The organism is Paenarthrobacter sp. RAF54_2 (assembly GCF_052113945.1).
Taxonomy (GTDB): domain Bacteria; phylum Actinomycetota; class Actinomycetes; order Actinomycetales; family Micrococcaceae; genus Arthrobacter.
Genome location: NZ_JBFRDV010000014.1, coordinates 108,347 through 129,791 on the forward strand (window position 1 = coordinate 108,347; position 21,445 = coordinate 129,791).

Here is a 21,445-nt window from a genome sequence, read left to right on the forward strand (position 1 = left end):
TCTACAGGATATGAACACCAGGCACACCACCATGAATTCCCCGCTGGGGCAGCTGACGCTGACTGCCCGTGGGGAGTTTTTGACGGGCATCTTTTACGAAGGCCATTGGCACATGCCTCCGCCGGACTACTTTGGCGTCCCGGCAGGGATCGAGGAACCACTCTTCGAGCAGACCCGGGGCGAACTCGGGGAGTATCTCGAAGGAAAGCGCACCGACTTCGACATTCCCTTTGAGGCCCGGGGCAATGCCTTCCAGGAGAAGGTCTGGCAGCGGCTCCAACACATTCCCTTTGGGGAAACCATCAGCTACGGTGAAGTGGCTCTCGAGATGGGCGATCCCCACCTGGCCCAGGCTGTCGGATCCGCAGTGGGGAGAAACCCCATCAGCATCATCATCCCGTGCCACCGCGTGGTGGGGCGCAACGGGCAACTCACCGGCTACGCGGGTGGATTGCGCAACAAGCGCTTCCTCCTCGAGCTCGAAGAGCCTGCCGCCGTGAAAGAGAGCAAGCTCTTCTGATGCAGCGCCGGCAGCCGGCCCACACCAAGAGGCCATTCGAAGCAGTCGTCCAGGAACATGGCGGCACTGTGCTCCGGGTATGCCGTGCAGTGGTGGGCCTTCACGATGCCGACGACGCGTGGTCCGAAACCTTTCTTGCGGCTTTGCAGGCTTATGGCGCCCTCCCTGCGGATGCCAACCTTGAGGCCTGGCTCGTCACTATTGCGCATCGGAAATGCATCGACTTCATCCGTTCCAGTAATCGGCGCGCTTTGCCTGTCGATGAGCCACCCGAGCGGCCTTCGAAAATTGGCATTCCGGGTGACAACCAAGCGGAGCTACTCAACGCCGTCGGGCAGTTGCCACCTAAACAACGCCAGGCAGTGGCCTACCACTATTTGGCGGGCCTCCCATATCGGGACGTTGCGTCACTTCTCGGCGGGACACCAGATGCCGCACGACGTGCGGGGTCCGACGGTGTGAAAGCCCTCCGTTCCATGCTCCGTGACGAGCCCGAATCCGAACGAGCCCTCCTGGTTCATTCCACGGCCGTGACTACATCATCCGTCCCAGCATCGGCGAAAGGAGAAATCCGATGACTCTTGAATCCCTTTCGGACCGCGCCGCGGTTGCCACACTACTTCAACCCCTCGACGCCGGAATCGAGCCTGCCCTGGCCAGCCTCCATGCGAGGCTTGTCCGCTCTGCACAGGAAAGCCATTCCCTGGACATTGCTTACAGGGTGGTGGACTCTCCTGTGGGCAAGTTGCTTTTGGCGGCTACGGAGCATGGTGTAGTGCGCGTGGCGTTTGAGCGTGAGAACCACGAGGCCGTATTGGAGTTGCTGGCCAACACGGTGAGTCCCCGCATTCTGCATGCGCCATCTCGGCTTGAGGCCGCTGCCCGCCAATTGGACGAGTATTTCAGCGGCACCCGTAAAGATTTCAACCTTCCCTTGGATTTCCAGCTCGCACGCGGGTTCCGCCTCAACGTCCTCCACCACCTGCCGCAGATCGCCTACGGAAGGACCGAAAGTTACGCACAAGTGGCCCAGGCCGCCGGCAGCCCCAAAGCTGTGCGCGCCGTTGGAACGGCTTGCGCCACCAACCCGCTGCCGGTCATCGTTCCTTGCCACCGCGTGGTGAAGTCCGACGGCACTTTCGGCGGTTACCTCGGCGGAACGGCAGCGAAGCGAAGGCTCCTCACGCTTGAGGCCGCCGCATGAGCGGGGACGCCCTGTTTCCGTTGACGCTTATCCAACCTGACACCCACGACGCCGCGCCTCGGGTTATAGCTCCAGGCGCCGTGCACGTGCCCGGCTGGCTGAGCCTGGAGCAGCAGAGGTGGATCGTGCAACGCTTTGGCGAATGGACGAAAGGCCCGGTGCCGCTGCGTGCGGCCACGCTGCCGGGAGGGCACCAGATGTCTGTCCGGACCGTTTGCCTTGGCTGGCATTGGCAGCCCTACCGCTACACGCGGGAAGCTACGGATGTAAACGGCCAGCCCGTACTCGAGTTCCCGGAGTGGATGGTTCGCTTGGGCAGGAAGGCCGTATTGGATGCTTACTCGTCGGGGCCGGAAGGCAACGAGGCGCTCGGCGAACTCGCTGGCAATTACACACCCGATGCCGCACTGGTGAACTTCTACGATCGCGGTGCCGCCATGGGGATGCATCAGGACAAGGATGAACGTTCCGATGCTCCGGTAGTGTCCCTCAGCATCGGGGAGACGTGCCTCTTCCGCTTCGGCAACACCCAGACGCGGACCAAGCCATATACGGACGTCAAACTCCAATCCGGGGACCTTTTCGTTTTCGGCGGAGCATCAAGGTTTGCGTATCACGGCATCCCAAAGGTCCTCCCCGGAACCTGTCCGGAAGGATGTGGGCTCTCGCATGGACGAATCAATATCACCATGCGTGTCACCGGGTTGTCCTAGCGACTGGATCCCAGCGGCAAAAATGTCACAGGTAGCGGGCAGAATGTCCCTAAAGGCAAGAGCAAGGGTTGGCGTCCGCGGGACGGCCGCAGAGGAGCATTCATGACCACGGAGGAAACCGGCATCATCATCGGACAGGACGGCTTGGCGCGGCCGTTGTGGGCTGCCTCGGATCCCCTGATGCAGGCTTACTACGATCACGAGTGGGGCATGCCGGTCCGGGACGAGCAAGGAATGTATGAGCGCATCAGCTTGGAAGCCTTCCAAGCCGGCTTGTCATGGGCAACCATTCTTCGGAAACGGGATGCCTTCCGGAAGGCTTTCCTGGATTTCCACCCTGAAAGCGTCGCTGCTTTCACAGACGCGGATGTCGAGCGGCTCATGCTGGACGCAGGCATCGTCAGGAACCGCCTGAAGATCCAGGCCGCCATCACCAACGCCAAGGCCACCATCGCCCTGAGGACAGAGGGCGGGCTGGTGGACTTCGTGTGGTCTTTCAAGCCGGAAACCACCCCTGCGCCCCGATCCTACGCAGAAATCCCCACCACCTCGCCCGAATCCCTTGCTCTGTCCAAGGCGCTCCGCAAGAAGGGCTTCGCGTTCGTTGGCCCCACCACCATGTATGCGCTCATGGAAGCTGTAGGGATCATCGATACCCACTTGGTTGACAGCCACAGGCGGGGTACGTCCGGCGTTTGGCTGGAAGAAGGCCAAAAGTAGGGCTTCGCCCTCCCACGGACGCCCACAGTTCTTTTCCACAGAAGTGCGTAACTTTTTCCACAGGCGTGGATAAGTTCTGTGGACATCCACGTACTTTCCCCAGAAACCCCCGTCGCATTACCGATCCTGGACCCATGATCGACGGCCAGGAGTTATGCCCACTGTGCATGCCGCTGTGGATAGTGGCCGCATCTTCATTGAAAGTTCACCGGTGGAGCATTGCTGGATTTACTCACCAGCGTTTTAGCTGGCCACCGAAGCGCAAAATCATCTCGGAGCAAGCCTTCCTCCCTCAGTAATCACCTTCACGGCCTGGGGAGTTACCCACTTAACAACAACCCCCTACCCACAAGTTATCCACAGGTGGGGAAAACTTGTGAGTTTCCGGTGCTGGATCCCCGCGCTTGCGGTCTAAAAGGAGCCGCAACGCTCCTGAACTACACGCGTGTAAGTTATTAACATTGTTGATAAGCCTGTTGATAGAGGCTCCTGCGCGCCATCATTAACAGCTTTATCCACAGCTCGCTTGGAAATGGTCCGGTTGTCCACAAATCAGTAAGGTATGGGCACAAAGTTATCCACAGATGTGGATGAACCCATGCCTTTCGGGGGATATCTACCGCCCTGACCGGGTTTACAGCACTCTAACGACCTAACTACACGTATGTAAGTTACGCACACTGTGGACAACGGCTGTGGATAACGTCATCAACGCCGACACCAGGGGAGTGGGATTACTTGCCAATGAAAGTCGACTTCAAGAAGCACATCGAAACCTACAAGGCTTCGCATGGCAGGTTTTCCGTGGTGACGGTTCCAGCCCTGCAGTTCCTCATGGTCGACGGTCATGGCGATCCGAACACCTCCCAGGACTACAGAGATGCGCTGGCAGCGCTCTATCCGGTTGCTTACAAGATGAAGTTCTTCAGCAAACAGGAGTTGAGTCGCGACTACACTGTGATGCCGCTGGAAGGCCTCTGGTGGGCGGACGACATGGATACCTTCACAAGCGCCAGGGATAAATCACGCTGGGATTGGACCCTGCTGAATATGGTCCCGGATTGGCTCACCCAAGATCACTTCGGGGAAGCATCACGAGATCTACCTAAGCGACCCTCGCCGTACTGCATCGCAGAAACTCAGGACGATACTGCGGCAACCGGTCACGGCTGCAGGAAGCGCGGGAGCTAGCCGGCAGTGATGCGGAACCACGTGACCACGGCCAAAAGGCCTGCAACGAGGATGAGGCCGCCTGCTTGCAGCAGGGCTTGGTTCTTGCCCCGCGGGGCATAGGCGATGGCGGCCGCAGCGAGGCCGCCGGTGATCAGGCCCCCCAAGTGGGCTTGCCAGGCGATGCTGGGGACAAAGAAGCCAATGGCGCCGTTGATGGCAATGAGGATCCACAGTTGTTTGGTTTCACCACCGCGATGACGCTGCACCACGAGCATGGCACCGAAGAGGCCGAAGATGGCGCCGGAAGCTCCCACAACACCAACCACGGGAAAGGTGGGAGTCAACAACAGATAGCCCACGGATCCGCCAACGGCGGAGAGCAGGTACACGGCCAGGAACCGGATCCGCCCGAGCAAAGGCTCAAGGGCTTGTCCGAAAATCCACAGCGTGTACATGTTCAGAACGATGTGGAGCAGGAATCCTTGCGAATGAAGGAAAGCCGCCGTAAGCATCCGCCACGGCTCGCTGGCAGCCGCATAATTTGCGAACGCGAAATTCTGGAATACTGCGTCGCCAGGAACAATCCATTGAAGGATGTAAACCAGCACGCACAACCCGATGATCGTAAACGTCACCAAAGGCCGGCCGGTTGCCAAGGCACCGCCATAGGGAGAACGGTATGTCGGCGTCGTACGTTTTTGTTCGTTGACGCAATCAACACATTGGAACCCGACGGCGGCCGCCCGCTGGCACTCGGGGCACGCGGGGCGCCCGCAGCGCTGGCACCGCACGTAGGAGGGCCTGTCCGGGTGCCTCGGGCACACCGGAATTGTGGCGGACGGCTCTGCCGACGGGATTCCGTAGCTCATGGGCTCTGATTCAGCCTGTTGTTAGAGCTGCTCGATATCGATGCTGTTGATGACGACGTCCTCAACCGGGCGGTCACCCATGCCGGTGCGGACGCCCTCAATGGCGTCAACAACCTTGCGGGATTCCTCGTCAGCTACTTCACCAAAGATGCTGTGCTTGCCGAACAGCCAATCGGTGTTGACCGTGGTGATGAAGAACTGTGACCCGTTGGTGCCCTTGCCCATCTGGATACCGGCGTTGGCCATGGCCAGCTTGTAGGGAGCGTTGAAGGTCAGCTCGGGGTGGATTTCGTCGTCGAACTTGTAGCCCGGTCCGCCAACACCGCGGCCCAGGGGATCGCCGGCCTGGATCATGAAGTCCTTGATGATGCGGTGGAAGATGGTGCCGTTGTAAAGGGGCGTGCCGGTCTTGTCTTCGCCGGTTTCGGGGTGCGTCCAGGACTTTTCGCCTGTGGCCAGGCCAATGAAGTTGGCGACCGTCTTGGGGGCGTGGTTGCCGAAGAGGTCAACCTTGATGTCGCCGAGGCTCGTGTGGATCGTTGCTTTTGCGGTTGCGATGGTCATGGCCCCATTCTTTCATGCAGGGTCAACGCCGGCATGGCTGTAAAGCCGGTTCCGCGCTGGGTGAAATCCGGGAAGAATCCTGCAGATGAATAGCCGGTGTTCCTCAAGGCACGTAGGCTAGCTTCAAACGAGCATGTGTATCGGGAGGTAATTGTGAAGAAATCAGACCGTATTGCCCGCGACCTTGAACACTCCGTTGCGGCTGGTGTGGATAACGCCCGCGACTGGGCGGCGCCCCGCGTGGAAGCAGCCGTCAGTTGGGCTGTTCCCCGTATTCAGCACGGCATTGATACCGCTTCCCCCAAGATCCAAGAGGGACTGAAGTCGGCGGCGCACAACCTCGCCGACGGCGTGGCAACAGTTACGCCGCGGCTTCAGGATGGACTGGCGCACCTCGCGCCAAAGATCCATGACGCTGTGGAAGACGCCACGCCCAGGATCCAGGAGACCCTTAACAAGGCAACTCCGGCCCTTGGACTCGCCCGGGACAAGGTAGTTGAGGAGTACCTGCCCAAGCTGTCCGAGCAGTTGGGCCAGGCTTCCGTAGCTGTTCATCACGTCCTTGAGAACGCACCCGCCCAAGTGGATGCCGTTGCGCAGAAACTGGTGGACTCAGGTGTGGTTCACAGCGTGCAGGAGCAGGCACAGGCCACCAGCAAGCAGATCAAGGCAGTGGCGGACCAAACCAGCAAGGCTGTTTCCCAGCAATTGGCTGTCCAGCAGAAGCCGAAGAAGCGCGGATGGCTGGTTGTTACAGTCATTGCGGCCGCGGTTGCTGCCGGTGTCGCTGCGTGGAAGGCCTCCAAGCCTGTGGAGGATCCTTGGAAGACGCCGGCTCCGGTCAATCCAACCCCTGCCCCTACGCCGGCTCCGGCTCCGGCTCCCGCAGACACTGCAGCATCCGCTACGGCAGCTACAACGGCTGCAACTCCACCAGCCGAATCCAAAGCGTCTGACATTACGCCCGAGGAAGCCGCTGCCGAGGTGGAGCAGGCAACCAAGGATGCGTTCGAGAAGGGCAAGGATTCCACGGCCAACGTCGCTACGGATGCCAAGACCGCTGTCAGGAACATTGCGGCAAGCGGCCAAAAGGACAACGGCACTGCGTCCCCCTCCAAGGACTCGCAGCTCTAGAGATCTCATCGGCCTGCGTTCATCGAGGCCGTCATTGAAACATCATTTGAAGGGATCCCGGCCAGCCCGGGATCCCTTCAGTGTTTTCCAGCTTGTAACCAAACCGTCCGCTGGGGACGCTCTGCCGGGTGTTAGATTTGAGGTGATGTCAGCCGATAGACCCGTTGCGGGTGCCCTCAAGGAAGTCCCCGAGCCTCCGGGGGTTTCAATCGTCATCCCGGCGTATAACGAGGAAAGCGTCATTCGCCAGTGCCTCATCGCGGCCATCTACCAATCTGTTCCTGCTGAAGAAATCATCGTGGTGGACAATCTCTCCACTGACCGCACCGCCAGGATCGTGCGCCAGATGCAGCAGGAATACCCGGAGAGCCCCATCATCCTTTTACGGCAGGACGGCACGCAGGGGCTGATTCCCACCCGCAACTTTGGCCTCAACAGCGCCAAAGGGGAGATCGTTGGGCGCATCGACGCCGATTCTGTCCTCGAACCTGACTGGGTTGAGCAGGTCCAGAAGGCCTTCATGGACCAGTCCGTGCAGGCGGCTACCGGACCTGTTGTCTACTACGACATGCCCATGCGCCGCTTTGGGCTCAAAGCTGATGACAAAATGCGCCAGCTGATGCTGCGATTGGCCAAGCACCAGTACCATTTCCTCTTCGGTTCCAACATGGCCCTCCGCCGTACCGCATGGGAGACCATCCGCGACGAAACGTGCCTCGATGAGAAGGATGAGATGCACGAGGACATCGACCTCTCACTGCACCTCGCTGAGCACGATCTCCACGTCCGGTACTGCCCACAGATGGTTTCCGGCATGTCGGCACGCCGACTTGAGGACTCTCCGCGGGACTACCGCTATTACGTCACCCGCTTCGACCGGACGTACAAGGCGCACAACGTTAAAAAGATGGCCCTGAAAGCGCCCATGGTGGTCTTCTTCTCGGTCTACTTCCCGGCCAAACTGCTGCGGGCCATTCACACGGCCAACGCGGCGCAGGGCATTCGACGCAGCAGCCTCTAGGCCCCGCCATAGAGCTTCAGGCCAGGCAGCGGCACGCCACGCAGCCGCACGCCACGCAGCCGCACGCCAGGCAACAGAAGCCCGACGGCGGAAGCTCAGTCAGTTCCCAGCTCGGCCTCCCGTCGGTCTGCTTCGCCTTTGCCACGCCGTTGCCCCGCGACCACCACCGCGAGTCCAATAAGAATGAGCGCAAGGCCGGCGTATGTCCCCGCGGGCAGTGTCTCGTTCAGGAAGATGGCCGCCAGGATCGCTGCCCCCGGAATTTCCAGCAGGATGATCATGGAAACCAGCAAGGGGCTCATTGTGGCCAGCAGGTGGTTGAAGGCGGTGTGCCCCACCAACTGTGCGCACACGGTGATGGCGAGAATCCCAAGCCAACCTCCGGCGTCGAACCCTGCCAACGGTTGGCCACTGAGCAAAGCCAACACGGCAACAATCGCGGCACACATTCCATAGCAGAGCGTGGTGTACGTTCCTGTTCCCATGGATTGGCGGGCCTTGCCGCCAGCCAAGGTGTACAAGCCGGCCAGGGCTCCACCAGCCAGCGCCAGGACGTCGCCCAGCAGGGCCTGCGGGGAGGAGCCCATGTCGAATCCTGTAATGGCCACGACTCCGCCAAAGGCTATACCCAAGCCCACCAGAACCGGCCACCGGTGGCGCGCGCCCCTGAACAACTGGAAGACCGCGATCCACGCTGACTGGAGGCAGACCAAGGCAGTGGCTGCAGCCACGGAGGTCAGCTGCAGCGCCGTGATGAAGCAAGCGAAGTGAAAGGCCAGGGCGACGGCGGCAACCGTGGACCAGCCAAATTCGCGCCGGTTGATGTTCCCAAACTGTTTGGGCTCACGGATGGCGACCGGTGCGGCCATCACGACTGCGCCAATGGCGTTCCGCCAGAAGGCGATCGCCAACGCCGTCACTGACGTGGCACCCAAAGTGCCTGCGATCAGTGGTCCTGAGGAAGCCACGCCCAGGACTCCCAGCGCAGAAATGAGAAGGTTCACGGATCAACCTTAGTTTGGTGAGGCGCCCGTCCTGCCCTCTATGTGCGGCGCGGACAGTGTGGTTGTCTTGATTCAACATTCCAGACAGCCGGTGACGGCTTTCCCAAGGGGACACCTGATTGAACACAACACCCGTCCGTGGTGGAGCTAGACGGAGACGATCAGTACTGCTGCTGATCGCAGTTGCGGCCCTGGCTGTCGCGCTCGTCGTCACAGGCTGGCTTGTGGTTTCCCGGGAACGGCCCAGTGGCCACGGGACGGGCAAGACCGAAGTCGCAAACGTCTTCCCGGTTCCTCAACATTTCCAGTCCGGAACGGGGGATCCCATCCCTCTGAACGGCCACGTTTACATCGTGGCTTCCCCTGGCACGGACCAAGCATCCATTGGCGCCCTCCAAGACCTGGTGGCAGTAGCCGGGGGTACTGCAGAAACTGTGCCGGCCCTGAACAGCCCCGCGGCCGGCAGTTCGGCCGTCTTCCTTGGCGCCGCAACAGATCCGGTAGTAAACCCGGCACTCAAAGAGCTGGGGAAGGAAAGCGGTGCGGATAACCAGGACGCAGTCAACCGGGCCGAAGGCTATGCCATAGCTACCGGAAGAACTTCGGGGATTCCCGCGGCGGTACTCGCCGGAGCGGATGCCGACGGCGTTTTCCATGCGGTGCAGACCGCGCGCCAATTGCTCAAGGATGGCGCAATGGCGTCTGCCAGCATCAGTGATTGGCCGCTGATGGAAACCCGTGGCGTCATCGAAGGGTTTTACGGCACGCCGTGGTCCCATCAGGCACGTTTGGATGTCATCAAATTCGCAGGCCGCCAAAAAATGAACACCTTCATCTATTCCCCAAAAGATGATCCATTGTTGCGGGAGAAATGGCGGGCACTGTACTCGGACGAGGACCTCAAGGAACTAAAGGAACTGGTGGATACCGCCAGCGCCAACCACGTCCGCTTTACTTACGCATTGTCCCCGGGCATCGATAGTTGCTACTCCGCCGAGGCTGATCTCAACTTTGCAGTGACCAAGCTTGAATCGTTGTATTCGATCGGTGTCCGTGCGTTCGTGATTCCACTTGACGACATTGCCACCAAGGTCCAGTGCGCACAAGACCTCAAGGACTTCGGCGCCGGTCAAGCCAATCTGGCCAAGGCGCAGGCTTCATTCCTGAATGACGTCAATGACCGGTTCATTTCGACAAAGCCGGACGTCGAACCCCTGCAAACGGTTCCCACCTTTTACAACGGTTCCGGGAGCAATCCTTACAAGAGGGAACTTGGCAGGTCATTGAGCCCTGGAATCGTGGTCCAGTGGACCGGTGAAGACGTAGTCTCCCACAGGGTCAGCGCCGACTCAGCCAAGACTGCCCGGCTCTCCTACGGGAGCCCAGGTTCCCCACGGGACCTCGTCATTTGGGATAACTACCCCGTGAACGACTTTTCGCAGGACCACCTCTTCATGGCACCTGTGATCGGTCGCGACCCAGAGCTGTATAAATCAGTCCGCGGAATCGTGACCAATCCAATGATTGAGCCCTATCTGTCTTTTCCCGCCATTTTTAACTACGCCGATCTCTCATGGAATGGCCCAGCGTACGATCCTGGCAAGTCCATGGACGCAGCCCTGAAACAGGTTTCCGGCTCGGATCCGGAGATCCGCTCGGCCGTAAAGGCTTTCGTGGACCTGAACCAAGATTGGCAGGACGACGAGCTCACCCCGTCCGCTCCGGAGCTCCGGCGGGATATAGACCAGTTCTGGTCGAATTACGACGCCGGAAGGTCGCCTTCAGGCGACTTGAAGGCCCGAGCTGAGCTGCTGCAGAGGTTGCCGGCACTGTTACCCAAGATGGCAGTGCCGGGGTTCGCAGCGGACGCTACGCATTGGGCAACCGCGGCGGCCAATTATGGACGAGGAGTCGAAGAGGCCCTGATCATGCTCGAAGCCGTTAAGCGCGGGGATTCCTCGGCTGTGGCCGAAGCACGTCGCAATGTCCAGGCCGCGTTGGCGGCGGCCGATGCCAAAACGCAGCCGACACTTGAGCTCGGGGTGGTGACTCCTGTGCTGGGGGATAGCGAACTGAAGGCTTTCCTGGAACGGGCTCTGAACACGGTGGCTCAATCCAACTGAGTTAAATGCAAAAGTCCCGGTCATTTCTGACCGGGACTTTTCTTATGGTGGAGGCACGGGGACTCGAACCCCGAACCCCCTGCTTGCAAAGCAGGTGCGCTACCAATTGCGCCATGCCCCCATAAGAAGCAACCCGTCAATCATACCCCATGTCAGGACTGGCTTTTGCCAGTTCCAGACCGGGCTCCGTGGCTAGTCGACCTTGTCGGTTGACTTGCTCCAGAGATCCTTCCGGGCTTCGGATTCCTGCGCCTTTTTATAGACCAGGACGCCTGCGACCGCCGCTGCGACTACTACCAGCAACTTCTTCACAAGCACCTCATTCCGGTTCAGTGTTACCTGAACCTGTTAGGTTCCGTGGGCGTACCAGGACTTGAACCTGGGACCTCTTCGTTATCAGCGAAGCGCTCTAACCGCCTGAGCTATACGCCCCGATGCCTCATCGGGCCGAGATATGACTGTACAGCACATCCCGGCCCGATCTCAAATCGAGGCATTCTGACCGCTGAATCTCACCGTTTTCGGCGTAAATCCGCGGTTTTTTGCTAGTCGTCCGTCAGGGTGACGCCGATGCCGCCAACCAACGTTGCCGAAATGTTATAGAGCACGGCAGAGAGCATCGACAGGGCGGTCAGCAGAACTACGTTCACCACGGCAATAATCGTGGCGAAGGAGGCCACCTGACCGAGCGAAGCAATCTTCTTCAACTCGAAACCACTGCCTTCGGAACCGGCCAAGGTTCCCAGCAGGCTGTCCACCTGGTTGAAGATACCTGTGAGATCCAACACAGTCCACAGCACGATCGCGGCGACGACCGTGACGATACCCAGCGCCACGGACAGCAGGAACGCCATCTTCAGTACCGACCACGGGTCAACCTTGCTGACAAGGAGGCGTGCACGGCGCACCTTGGCCTTGGGAGCAGGCTTTACAAGTCCCGGCCCACCCTGCGCGGGGCGTTGACCGGGCGCACCAGTCGGACGCTGCCCGGGTTGTGCGGGCCGTTGGCCGGGAGCTCCAGCAGGACGTTGTCCGGCTGAGGCGGGGCGCTGTCCAGCCGAGGCAGGGCGTTGTCCAGGAGCTCCGGCACCGGCAGAGCCGGCTCCCGGGCGTTGCTGGGGCCTTGCAGGCGCTCCTGCCTGCGTGCTGCCCGAGGGCTGCCGGAGTCCGCCGGGGACACCTGTGCTCGGCTTGGGATATGAGTCGGAATTACTCACTCGTTACCTCCGGTGTTGTCTTCGTTCAGCTCCGCGCCCGTTTCTGTATCCGGGTCCGCGTCGTTTTCCGTTTCTGACGTGACGGTCGCCTCAGTGGCTCCGTCTTCTGCAGCCAACGTTACGTCATCGTCCTGTCCGTCCTCGGACTCTTCGCCTTCCAAACCGCGTTCGCTGTTGCGGGCGACCTCAATAATGCGGTCATTCTTGTCCGGCTTCGCAAAGATGACGCCCATGGTGTCACGGCCCTTTGCCGGGACGCCACTGACGGCAGAGCGAACCACCTTGCCGCCCTCCATGACCACCAGGACTTCGTCCTCTTCCTGCACAATCAAGGCCCCGACAAGGTCACCACGATCCTCCGCGAGCTTTGCCACCTTGATGCCAAGGCCGCCACGGCCCTGCAGGCGGTACTCATCCACGGCGGTCCGCTTCGCGTAGCCGCCCTCGGTCACGATGAAAACGAACGAGCCGTCCTGGACCACATYTGCGGCCAGCAGTTCGTCATCTTCACGGAACTTCATACCCGTCACACCGGACGTTGCCCGGCCCATGGGACGAAGTGCATCGTCCGTGGCGGTGAACCGGATGGACTGGCCCTTGCGTGACACCAGCAGGAGGTCATCAGTTTCACTGACCAACTGTGCAGAGACGAGCTCGTCGCCGTCGCGCAGGTTGATGGCGATGACACCGGCCGTGCGGTTGGTGTCATAATCCTCAAGCCTGGTCTTCTTGACCAAACCATTCTTGGTTGCAAGCACCAGATAGGGAGCCTGCTGGTAATCGCGGAGATCCAGCACCTGTGCGATGTGTTCGTCTGGCTGGAATGCCAACAGGTTTGCTACGTGCTGTCCCTTGGCGTCGCGTCCGGCTTCTGCGAGTTCGTAAGCCTTGGCACGGTACACGCGGCCCAGGTTGGTGAAGAACAACAGCCAGTGGTGCGTGGTGGTCACAAAGAAGTGCTCCACGACGTCGTCGCCGCGCAACTGGGCACCCTTGATGCCCTTTCCGCCACGCTGCTGGGAGCGGTAGTTGTCGCTGCGTGTGCGCTTGACGTAACCACCGCGGGTAATGGTGACGACCATTTCCTCTTCAGGGATCAGGTCCTCCATGGACATGTCCCCATCGAAGCCCATGAGAATGTGCGTGCGGCGGTCATCGCCATGCTTTGCAACGATCTCAGCAAGTTCCTCGCTGATGATCTGGCGCTGACGCTCTTCCGAAGCCAAAATCGCGTTGTACTCCTCGATCATGGCTTCGAGTTCGGAGTGACGATCCTGGATCTTCTGGCGTTCCAAGGCAGCCAAACGGCGCAGCTGCATGTCCAGGATGGCGCGGGCTTGGAGCTCATCGATCTCCAGGAGCTCCATGAGTCCCTCGCGGGCCGCCTCCGTGGTGTTGGATGCACGAATAAGAGCGATAACCTCATCCAGCATGTCCAGTGCCTTCAGGAGTGCACGCAGGATGTGCGCTTCTTCCTCAGCCTTGCGCAAGCGGTAACGGGTCCGGCGGGCGATGACATCCATCTGGTGGTTCACCCAGTGCCGGATAAAGGCGTCCAGGCTCAAGGTGCGGGGAACGCCGTCGACGATTGCCAGCATGTTCGCTGAGAAGTTGTCCTGAAGCTGGGTGTGCTTGTACAGGTTGTTCAGGACGACCTTGGCCACAGCATCGCGCTTCAGCACGATCACGAGGCGCTGGCCAGTACGGCCCGAGGTTTCATCGCGGAGGTCCGCGATGCCTTGGATCTTGCCATCCTTGACCAGTTCGGCGATCTTGATGGCCAGGTTGTCCGGGTTTGCCTGATAAGGCAGTTCGGTGACCACCAGGCAGGTGCGGCCCTGTAGTTCTTCCACGTTGACCACTGCGCGCATGGTGATGGAGCCGCGACCGGTGCGGTAGGCGTCCTCGATGCCCTTGTGGCCCAGAATGGTGGCACCCGTGGGGAAGTCCGGTCCCTTGATCCGCAGCAGAAGCGCTTCGAGGAGTTCCTCCCGTGAAGCCGTGGGGTTGTCCAGGGCCCACTGCACGCCCTCTGCAACCTCGCGCAGGTTGTGCGGCGGAATGTTGGTAGCCATACCCACGGCGATACCGGAGGAACCATTCACCAGGAGGTTCGGGAAACGCGCCGGCAGGATGGTAGGTTCCTGGTTCTTGCCGTCGTAGTTGTCCTGGAAATCGACGGTTTCTTCGTCGATGTCGCGGACCATTTCCATGGCCAGTTGGGCCATCTTGGTTTCGGTATAACGGGGAGCAGCGGCGCCGTCGTTGCCGGGGGAACCGAAGTTGCCTTGGCCCAGCGCGAGCGGGTAGCGCATGGTCCAGTCCTGGATCAAGCGAACCAGGGCGTCGTAGATCGCCATATCACCATGAGGGTGATAGGTACCCATGACATCACCCACAACACGGGCGCACTTGTTGAAAGAGCGGTCAGGACGGTAGCCGCCGTCGAACATCGCGTACAAAACGCGGCGGTGCACCGGCTTGAGGCCGTCGCGGACGTCCGGGAGGGCGCGTCCTACGATAACGGCCATGGCGTAGTCCAGGTAGGAGCGCTGCATTTCAGTCTGCAGGTCCACCTGCTCCACGCGGTCAGTCAGAACATCGCCTTCAAGGATGAGGTCGTCGACGCTGGGTTCCGCCGGGACTTCGGGAGTTTCGTCACTCATAATCTAAGTTTTCCGTTTCAGGTATATGTCAGCTCTGGAATATCTACAGCCTTGTGAGGCACTAGATGTCCAGGAACCTGACGTCCTTGGCGTTCTGCTGGATGAAGTTACGGCGTGATTCGACGTCCTCGCCCATCAGTACCGAGAAGGTCTGATCGGCAGCCAGGGCATCGTCCATAGTGACCTGCAAGAGAGTGCGGCGGTCCGGATCCATGGTGGTATCCCACAACTCGGTGTAGTCCATTTCACCAAGACCCTTGTAACGCTGGATTCCGTTGTCCTTGGGAAGGCGCTTGTTCATGGCCGCACCCTTACGGATGGTGTCGTCGCGTTCGCGATCACTGTAGACATAGTCATGGGCGGCGTTGGACCACTTGATACGGTACAGCGGCGGCTGCGCAAGATAGACGTAGCCGTTCTCGATCAGCGGGCGCATGTAGCGGAACAGCAGCGTCATCAACAGCGTGGTGATGTGCTGGCCGTCAACATCTGCGTCTGCCATCAAAACGATCTTGTGATAGCGCAGCTTGGCGATGTCGAAGTCTTCGCCAATGCCGGTGCCGAAGGCTGTAATCATGGACTGGACTTCGGTATTACCGAGCGCCTTGTCCAGGCGTGCGCGTTCAACGTTGAGGATCTTGCCTCGCAACGGCAGGATCGCCTGAGTTTCCGGGTTGCGTCCCCGCTTGGCCGAACCACCTGCGGAATCACCCTCCACCAGGTAGACCTCACAACGCGAAGGATCCTTGGAGGAGCAGTCGGACAACTTGCCGGGCATGCCGAAGGATTCCAGCGGGCTCTTGCGCCGGGCATTGTCACGAGCCTTGCGGGCAGCCATACGTGCCTGGGCGGCGGAAATGGCCTTCCGGATGACGTCGCGGGCGGGACCGGGGTTACGCTCCAACCAGTCGCCGAGCTGGTCCGTGACAACGCGCTGGACGAAGCCCTTGACCTCTGAGTTGCCCAGCTTGGTCTTGGTCTGTCCTTCAAACTGCGGCTCGGAAAGCTTGACCGAGATGACAGCCGTCAAACCTTCACGGATGTCATCACCGGTAAGGTTGTCTTCCTTTTCCTTGATGATGCTTTTCTCCCGCGCGTAGCGGTTAATCAGCGAGGTCATCGCGGCGCGGAAACCCTCTTCGTGGGTTCCACCCTCGTGGGTGTTGATGGTGTTGGCATATGTGTGGACGCTCTCGGAGTAGGCGGTTGTCCACTGCATGGCGACCTCGACGGCGATGTGCCGCTCAGTGTCTTCAGTTTCGAAAGCGATGACGTCCTCGTGGACGATCTCCACCTTCTTGCTCGAGTTCAGGTGCTTGACGTAGTCCAGCAGGCCGTCCGGGTACTGGTAGACGACCGTGCGGTGCTCGGCAGCAACTTCGCCTTCGGTAGCGACGGCATCGAGATCAAGATCATCTTCACCCTCCCGGGCGGCGGGACGTTCGTCAGTCAGGGTGATTCGCAGGCCCTTGTTCAGGAAGGCCATCTGCTGGAAGCGCGCGCGAAGCGTCTCGAAGTCGAATTCGGTGCTCTCGAAGATGGTGCCGTCAGGATAGAACGTCTGTGTAGTCCCTGTTTGGTCCGTCTCTTCTCCCTTGACGAGTCCGCCCTGGGGCTTGCCGCCGTCGGCGAATGACATACGCCATACGTGACCCTGCCGCCGGACTTCAGTATTCACGCGGCGGGACAGCGCATTCACCACGGAGATACCCACGCCATGAAGACCACCGGAAACCGCGTAACCGCCCCCGCCAAACTTACCGCCGGCGTGCAGGATGGTCATCACGACTTCAACAGTGGGCTTGCCCTCGGTCGGGTGGATGTCTACAGGGATGCCGCGGCCGTCGTCAACAACCTGGACGCCGCCGTCGGCACGCAGCGTGACTTCAATATGGGTGCAGAATCCGGCCAGAGCTTCATCGACAGAGTTATCCACCACTTCATAGACCAAGTGGTGCAAACCGCGCGGACCGGTGGAACCGATGTACATACCGGGACGCTTACGTACCGCTTCAAGGCCCTCCAGGACAGTGATGTCGCTGGCACCGTACTCCCGTGGGGTTTCCGCGGGCGTGTCAGGCTTGGGAACAGTGTCCTCTTCGGGCTCTACTGCCAAGGTCTCTGCATTGTCGTTAGCCACAGGCGCTTTCGACTCCTCTGTATTCGATGACGGCCGTTCCCGTTGAAGGCCGCGGCAACCGAGGCCYTCAACGAGCACGTGACTGATTGCGCCGTTTACTCCGACGAAGGGGGTCCTGGAAGCCAGGAAAGTGCTTCCAGGACCCCGACGACGTTTCACCGGCGCTCAGTGATCTACGCCAATTCTATCGTGGAAATGCGCGAATCCTTGCAAATACGGGGGCAGCCGAGAGCTGAATATGCCTATGGGAGGCCACTGGGCCTATCTGAAATGGCCCTACGGTGGTCCTGATGGGGGCCTATACGACTCGGGGGCGTTGAAACGCCCTGCACGCCGTTCAGCCGTACGTGTCCCGGGGCCCCCGACCGTTGACGCTGCGCCCACCCTTGCGCCAACTTGGCGCAGACGGACCGAGTACGTGGATGCTGGTCACCACACCTTCCCCGAGTTCATTCCGGAACATCTCAAGCAGGCTTGTACTCAGCAATCGCAGTTGAGTTGCCCATGCTGTGGAGTCGCAACGGACATGAAGTCTGGTGTCAGTAAAGCTCTCCGGCGTGCAGTGTGCAGAAATGTCCGCGCCCACCAACGTTTCCCATTCGGCCATGACCGAGCCAACGGCCACGGGCGATGTCCACCCACGTTCCGCCACCAACCGGCCGACGACTTTCCCCAGGCCCAACGGGTCACGTCCGGTCCCATGGAACTGGGTAAAACCCCTCGTGTCGCGAAGGCCCTTGCGTTTAGGCGCAGATCCGGGACGGGGAGCGCGCTGCCTGACTTCGCCTCTGGCTGCTGCGGCCTCCCGCATGCGGTTCAGCGCGGCTTGGGCAGCATCGATTTCGTCCGGATCGCGGCCGGGTTGAAGTCCGTCGCGGCTATCCTTCGCCATCGATGCCTCCCGGAACAACGGTTATACGCCGCCCGGCCAGCTCCTCGGGAATATCGGCGTCGACGGCGGCCGTGACCAGTACCTGTTCGGCGCCGGCCACTATTGCTGCCAGTTTACGCCTGCGCTGGACATCAAGTTCGGCAAAGACATCGTCAAGAATGAGGATCGGCGCAGTGCCTCCGGTGCGGGCATCATCGAGCATGACGTAGTAGGAAGCAAGGCGCAGTGACAAGCACATGGACCACGTTTCACCGTGCGAAGCGTAGCCCTTGGCCGGTGCTTGGCCGAGCACGAGCTCCAATTCGTCCCGGTGCGGGCCCACCAGGGAGATGCCCCGCTCGAGTTCCTTCTTGCGGGATGCGGCGAAAGCCTGGACGTAGCGTTCGGTGAGTTCGTCCACCGACAACAGCCTGAGGTCCTCACCCGACGCCGAAGGTTCCGTTGGGCGATCGGCCGGACCGCCGTCGTCGTCCAGTACGCCCTGGATGGTTGAGCGGTACACCGCGCCAGCATCTTTTGAACCGTCAGTGAGCTGCGCGTAAGCACTGTTCAGGTGCGGGCGGAGCCGTTCCACAAGTTCCAGCCGCGCATGCAGGAGTTCGGCACCAGCGCGGGCCATATGCTGGTCCCAAACATCCAGCGTTGCCTCATGGCCTGCGGTAAATTTTCCGGTCCGCGCGGATTTCAGCAGGGCGTTGCGTTGCTTCAACACTCTGTCGTAGTCGCTGCGGGTAGCAGCATGGCGGGGAATCAAGCTGACCAGGAGCTCATCAAGGAAGCGCCTGCGGTTGGAAGGATCGCCCTTGACCAGTGCTAAATCCTCGGGTGCGAACAGGACAGTCTGGCAGATGCCCAGGATGTCCCTTGCGCGGACGGGGTTTCCGCGATTAATCCGGCCGCGGTTTGCCCGACCTGCATTAATTTCCACCTCAATAACCGTGGACTGCCCGCCGCGGATCAGCTTGGCCCTGATCATTGCGCGTTCCGCGCCGAAGCGAAGGAGTGGAGCATCGGTGCTGACGCGGTGCGAGCTCAGGGTTGCCAAATATCCGATGGCTTCCATGAGGTTGGTCTTACCGATCCCGTTCGAACCCACCAGGACAGTGACCCCGGGGCCAAGCTTCAGGTCAACCTGGGCGTAGCTGCGGAAATCGGTCAGCGAAAGATGTTCAAGATACACGCCGTCTGCTGGACTCCCGCGGCCTAGTTGGACGGACGTGTGGCGTGTCCGCCGAACTGGTGGCGCAACGCTGAAACCATCTTCATGGCCGGAGAGTTGTCTTCGCGCGAAGCGAACCGGGCGAAGAGTGCTGCGGTGATTGCCGGCGCCGGGACAGCGTTGGCAATTGCCTCTTCCACAGTCCATCGGCCTTCGCCGGAGTCTTCCACGTAGTCGTCGATCGAGGCCAGGCCCGGATCTTCGTCGAGTGCTTTGACCATAAGATCAAGCAGCCAGGAGCGCACGACCGTTCCTTTTTGCCAGGCGCGGAAGGTTCCGGGAAGGTCCTTCACGATGTCCTTGGCTGCCAGTAATTCATAACCCTCGGCATAGGCCTGCATGAGCCCATACTCGATACCGTTATGCACCATTTTGGCGTAATGGCCGGCGCCGACTCCGCCGACGTGGACGAAGCTATCTGCTCGTTCCCCTTCGGGGCGCAGGGCATCGAAGACGGGCAACGCCAGCTCGATGTCTTCGTCAGCGCCTCCAGCCATCAGGCCATAACCGTTCTGCAATCCCCATACGCCACCGGATACACCGCAGTCCGCGAAGCGGATGCCTTTCTCTGCAAGTGCAGCAGCGTGCTTCTGGTCCTCCGTGAAACGTGAGTTGCCGCCGTCGATCACCAAATCACCAGGGTTGAGCTTTTCGCCAAGTTCGGTGATGACCGCATCAGTGATCCCGCCCGATGGAACCATGACCCATACGAGCTTCGGGGAGGGCAGGGCAGCGATGAGTTCGTCCACGGAAGCGACGTCCGTGACATCGGGATTCCGGTCAAACCCGGTTACTTCAATACCGCCGTTCCGCATGCGTTCCCGCATGTTGAAACCCATTTTTCCGAGGCCGATCAGTCCGATGTGCACGGGGTGAACTCTTTTCTGCGCTGGTGGATACGTGGCTGATCGCTAGTTTGGCAGGCGAACCGGCATCACGAGGTAGCGGTAATCGTCCTGGTCTTCGCCATCAGCTTCAGCCTGGGCCGTGATCATGGCCGGCTTGGGAGCGGTGGTGAAGGAGAAACGAACGTACTTCGTCTCGATGACGCTCAGGCCTTCAACCAGGTAGTGCGGATTGAAGGCGACAGTGATGTCCTCGCCTGATAGCTGGGCTTCCAGTTCCTCGGACGCCTGGGCGTCTTCGCCGGTACCGGCGTCGAGGTTCAGCAGACCCTGGCTGAAGGCCAGGCGGACCGGTGTGTTGCGTTCAGCCACGAGAGACACACGACGAACAGCTTCAACGAGTTCCTGTGTTTGGACCGTTGCGTGGATCGGGGTGGAGTCAGGGAAGAGCGAGCGGATCTTGGGGTAGTCGCCATCCACCAGCAAGGACGTGGTGGTGCGGCCTCCGCTTTCGAAGCCGATCAGGCGGCTGTCGTCGTCAGCGAGGGCAAGGTTGATGTCACCACTGCCACCGAGGGTCTTTGCCACCTCGTTCAGCGTCTTGGATTTGACCAGGGCGCTGGTGGAAATGCCCGGAGTGACGGGCTTCCAGGGGACTTCGCGCATCGCGAGGCGGTATCGGTCCGTAGCGAGGAGGGTGATCATGTCATCCTCAATTTCCATGCGCACGCCGGTAAGGATCGGCAGGGTGTCGTCCTTGCTGGCAGCGATGATCACCTGGGAAACAGCCTGTGCGAAGGCGTCACCTGGCAAAGTGCCACTGATGGCTGGCAACGCCGGAAGAGCCGGGTACTCGGCCTCAGGCATCGTAGCCAGGTGGAAACTGCTGCGGCGGCAGGTGAGGGTGACTTTGCTCCCGTCAGTTTCAACTTCCACAGGAGCTGAAGGCAGGCTGCGACAAATGTCTGCCAAGAGACGCCCGGACACCAGAATGGTGCCTTCCGTGGCGATATCCGCGGGGATCTCCAGGCGGGCTGATGTCTCGTAATCAAAGCTCGAGAGGCTTACCGTTCCAGCCTCGGCTTTGAGGAGGAGGCCGGAAAGCACAGGGACGGGCGGCCGCGGAGACAACGACCGCGCGGTCCACGTAACGGCTTCTGCCAGGACGTCGCGGTCGACTCTGAACTTCACGGAAGGGTGCCGCCTTTCATTGCTGCTGCCAAGTAGTAGCTGCGGATTCCTGCTTGGAACCCACCAAACCTTTGCTGTCCGGTACCGGAACCTGCATGGTCCGCACTCAAGCGAACTACAAACAGACCCAAGGATGGGAGCGCTGCTGACAGCTTAGCCGGAAGATCCGCGATTAACCCATCCCCGGCAGCACTCACCCCTCGTATGTGGACAGCCGCAGGCTGGCCGAT

The 21,445-nt window shown here is 60.4% G+C and carries 19 protein-coding genes, 2 tRNA genes and 1 pseudogene; 9 read left to right on the plus strand and 13 right to left on the minus strand.

Annotation, left to right across the window (positions count from 1 at the left end; all coding sequences use genetic code 11):
- Nucleotides 1-10: 10 nt before the first annotated feature.
- From AB4Y87_RS15615 to AB4Y87_RS15640, 6 genes and pseudogenes are all read left to right on the plus strand, one after another.
- Nucleotides 11-520, plus strand: a complete 510-nt coding sequence (locus AB4Y87_RS15615; protein ID WP_442005237.1) for a methylated-DNA--[protein]-cysteine S-methyltransferase — start codon at nt 11-13, stop codon at nt 518-520.
- A complete protein-coding gene (locus AB4Y87_RS15620; RefSeq protein WP_442005238.1) occupies nt 520-1,098 on the plus strand; it encodes an RNA polymerase sigma factor in 579 nt (192 codons plus the stop codon). The genes AB4Y87_RS15615 and AB4Y87_RS15620 overlap by 1 nt, the downstream gene beginning before the upstream one ends.
- The gene (locus tag AB4Y87_RS15625) at nt 1,095-1,724 is read left to right on the plus strand and encodes a methylated-DNA--[protein]-cysteine S-methyltransferase (protein ID WP_442005239.1); all 630 of its coding nucleotides are present in this window, start codon (nt 1,095-1,097) and stop codon (nt 1,722-1,724) included. The genes AB4Y87_RS15620 and AB4Y87_RS15625 overlap by 4 nt, the downstream gene beginning before the upstream one ends.
- Nucleotides 1,721-2,437, plus strand: coding sequence for an alpha-ketoglutarate-dependent dioxygenase AlkB family protein (locus tag AB4Y87_RS15630; RefSeq protein ID WP_442005240.1), 717 nt, complete (start codon nt 1,721-1,723; stop codon nt 2,435-2,437). Before AB4Y87_RS15625 ends, AB4Y87_RS15630 begins: the two co-directional genes overlap by 4 nt.
- A 102-nt stretch (nt 2,438-2,539) precedes the next feature.
- On the plus strand, nt 2,540-3,157 hold the full coding sequence (locus tag AB4Y87_RS15635; RefSeq protein WP_442005241.1) for a DNA-3-methyladenine glycosylase I: 618 nt from the start codon (nt 2,540-2,542) through the stop codon (nt 3,155-3,157).
- A gap of 744 nt (nt 3,158-3,901) precedes the next feature.
- Nucleotides 3,902-4,358 (plus strand): annotated as a pseudogene (locus tag AB4Y87_RS15640) (hypothetical protein).
- Here AB4Y87_RS15640 and AB4Y87_RS15645 read toward each other — a convergent pair.
- Both AB4Y87_RS15645 and AB4Y87_RS15650 read right to left on the minus strand, forming a co-directional pair.
- Nucleotides 4,345-5,199, minus strand: a complete 855-nt coding sequence (locus AB4Y87_RS15645) for a rhomboid family intramembrane serine protease (RefSeq protein ID WP_442005242.1) — start codon at nt 5,197-5,199, stop codon at nt 4,345-4,347. The pseudogene AB4Y87_RS15640 and the gene AB4Y87_RS15645 sit on opposite strands and share 14 nt — an antisense overlap.
- Before the next feature lie 21 nt (nt 5,200-5,220).
- Nucleotides 5,221-5,763: a peptidylprolyl isomerase gene (locus AB4Y87_RS15650; protein WP_431117362.1), complete on the minus strand. Its 543-nt coding sequence runs from the start codon at nt 5,761-5,763 to the stop codon at nt 5,221-5,223.
- 153 nt (nt 5,764-5,916) lie between these two features.
- Here AB4Y87_RS15650 and AB4Y87_RS15655 point away from each other — a divergent pair, with 153 nt between their 5' ends.
- On the plus strand, nt 5,917-6,897 hold the full coding sequence (locus tag AB4Y87_RS15655; RefSeq protein WP_442005243.1) for a hypothetical protein: 981 nt from the start codon (nt 5,917-5,919) through the stop codon (nt 6,895-6,897).
- 145 nt (nt 6,898-7,042) lie between these two features.
- Nucleotides 7,043-7,918 (plus strand): glycosyltransferase, encoded by an 876-nt coding sequence (locus AB4Y87_RS15660; protein ID WP_442005244.1) that lies wholly within the window; start codon nt 7,043-7,045, stop codon nt 7,916-7,918.
- A 95-nt stretch (nt 7,919-8,013) separates the two neighbouring features.
- Here the strand turns inward: AB4Y87_RS15660 and AB4Y87_RS15665 are convergent, their stop codons facing one another.
- Nucleotides 8,014-8,922: a DMT family transporter gene (locus AB4Y87_RS15665; protein WP_442005245.1), complete on the minus strand. Its 909-nt coding sequence runs from the start codon at nt 8,920-8,922 to the stop codon at nt 8,014-8,016.
- 119 nt (nt 8,923-9,041) lie between these two features.
- Here AB4Y87_RS15665 and AB4Y87_RS15670 point away from each other — a divergent pair, with 119 nt between their 5' ends.
- Entirely contained in the window at nt 9,042-11,045 is a 2,004-nt protein-coding gene (locus tag AB4Y87_RS15670) for a beta-N-acetylhexosaminidase family protein (RefSeq protein ID WP_442005246.1), read from the plus strand.
- 45 nt (nt 11,046-11,090) lie between these two features.
- Here the strand turns inward: AB4Y87_RS15670 and AB4Y87_RS15675 are convergent.
- From AB4Y87_RS15675 to dnaN, 10 genes are all read right to left on the minus strand, one after another.
- Nucleotides 11,091-11,166: transfer RNA gene (locus tag AB4Y87_RS15675), tRNA-Ala, on the minus strand.
- A 71-nt stretch (nt 11,167-11,237) separates the two neighbouring features.
- Nucleotides 11,238-11,357: a DLW-39 family protein gene (locus AB4Y87_RS15680; RefSeq protein WP_216924378.1), complete on the minus strand. Its 120-nt coding sequence runs from the start codon at nt 11,355-11,357 to the stop codon at nt 11,238-11,240.
- Between the two features lie 46 nt (nt 11,358-11,403).
- A tRNA-Ile gene (locus tag AB4Y87_RS15685) sits at nt 11,404-11,477 on the minus strand.
- Between the two features lie 113 nt (nt 11,478-11,590).
- Nucleotides 11,591-12,262, minus strand: a complete 672-nt coding sequence (locus tag AB4Y87_RS15690) for a DUF3566 domain-containing protein (protein WP_442005247.1) — start codon at nt 12,260-12,262, stop codon at nt 11,591-11,593.
- Complete coding sequence (gene gyrA / locus AB4Y87_RS15695) at nt 12,259-14,928, minus strand: DNA gyrase subunit A (RefSeq protein WP_442005248.1); 2,670 nt, start codon at nt 14,926-14,928, stop codon at nt 12,259-12,261. The genes AB4Y87_RS15690 and gyrA overlap by 4 nt, the downstream gene beginning before the upstream one ends.
- Nucleotides 14,929-14,989: 61 nt before the next feature.
- Nucleotides 14,990-17,068, minus strand: coding sequence for a DNA topoisomerase (ATP-hydrolyzing) subunit B (gyrB, locus tag AB4Y87_RS15700; RefSeq protein ID WP_442005249.1), 2,079 nt, complete (start codon nt 17,066-17,068; stop codon nt 14,990-14,992).
- 337 nt (nt 17,069-17,405) lie between these two features.
- A complete protein-coding gene (locus AB4Y87_RS15705) occupies nt 17,406-17,960 on the minus strand; it encodes a DUF721 domain-containing protein (RefSeq protein WP_442005250.1) in 555 nt (184 codons plus the stop codon).
- On the minus strand, nt 17,947-19,140 hold the full coding sequence (recF, locus tag AB4Y87_RS15710; RefSeq protein ID WP_442005251.1) for a DNA replication/repair protein RecF: 1,194 nt from the start codon (nt 19,138-19,140) through the stop codon (nt 17,947-17,949). Before recF ends, AB4Y87_RS15705 begins: the two co-directional genes overlap by 14 nt.
- Before the next feature lie 23 nt (nt 19,141-19,163).
- Nucleotides 19,164-20,048 carry a phosphogluconate dehydrogenase (NAD(+)-dependent, decarboxylating) gene (gene gnd, locus AB4Y87_RS15715; protein WP_442005252.1) on the minus strand — a complete coding sequence of 295 codons (885 nt, stop codon included), beginning with the start codon at nt 20,046-20,048 and terminating at the stop codon, nt 19,164-19,166.
- 42 nt (nt 20,049-20,090) lie between these two features.
- Nucleotides 20,091-21,215, minus strand: coding sequence for a DNA polymerase III subunit beta (gene dnaN, locus AB4Y87_RS15720; protein WP_431117352.1), 1,125 nt, complete (start codon nt 21,213-21,215; stop codon nt 20,091-20,093).
- Nucleotides 21,216-21,445 lie beyond the last annotated feature (230 nt).

What these genes read in the sequence shown, in the direction of transcription:
- AB4Y87_RS15615 (WP_442005237.1), top strand. Translation starts at nt 11, where the DNA reads ATGAACACCAGGCACACCACCATGAATTCCCCGCTGGGGCAGCTGACG.
- AB4Y87_RS15620 (WP_442005238.1), top strand. Translation starts at nt 520, where the DNA reads ATGCAGCGCCGGCAGCCGGCCCACACCAAGAGGCCATTCGAAGCAGTC.
- AB4Y87_RS15625 (WP_442005239.1), top strand. Translation starts at nt 1,095, where the DNA reads ATGACTCTTGAATCCCTTTCGGACCGCGCCGCGGTTGCCACACTACTT.
- AB4Y87_RS15630 (WP_442005240.1), top strand. Translation starts at nt 1,721, where the DNA reads ATGAGCGGGGACGCCCTGTTTCCGTTGACGCTTATCCAACCTGACACC.
- AB4Y87_RS15635 (WP_442005241.1), top strand. Translation starts at nt 2,540, where the DNA reads ATGACCACGGAGGAAACCGGCATCATCATCGGACAGGACGGCTTGGCG.
- AB4Y87_RS15645 (WP_442005242.1), bottom strand. Translation starts at nt 5,199, where the DNA reads ATGAGCTACGGAATCCCGTCGGCAGAGCCGTCCGCCACAATTCCGGTG.
- AB4Y87_RS15650 (WP_431117362.1), bottom strand. Translation starts at nt 5,763, where the DNA reads ATGACCATCGCAACCGCAAAAGCAACGATCCACACGAGCCTCGGCGAC.
- AB4Y87_RS15660 (WP_442005244.1), top strand. Translation starts at nt 7,043, where the DNA reads ATGTCAGCCGATAGACCCGTTGCGGGTGCCCTCAAGGAAGTCCCCGAG.
- AB4Y87_RS15705 (WP_442005250.1), bottom strand. Translation starts at nt 17,960, where the DNA reads ATGGCGAAGGATAGCCGCGACGGACTTCAACCCGGCCGCGATCCGGAC.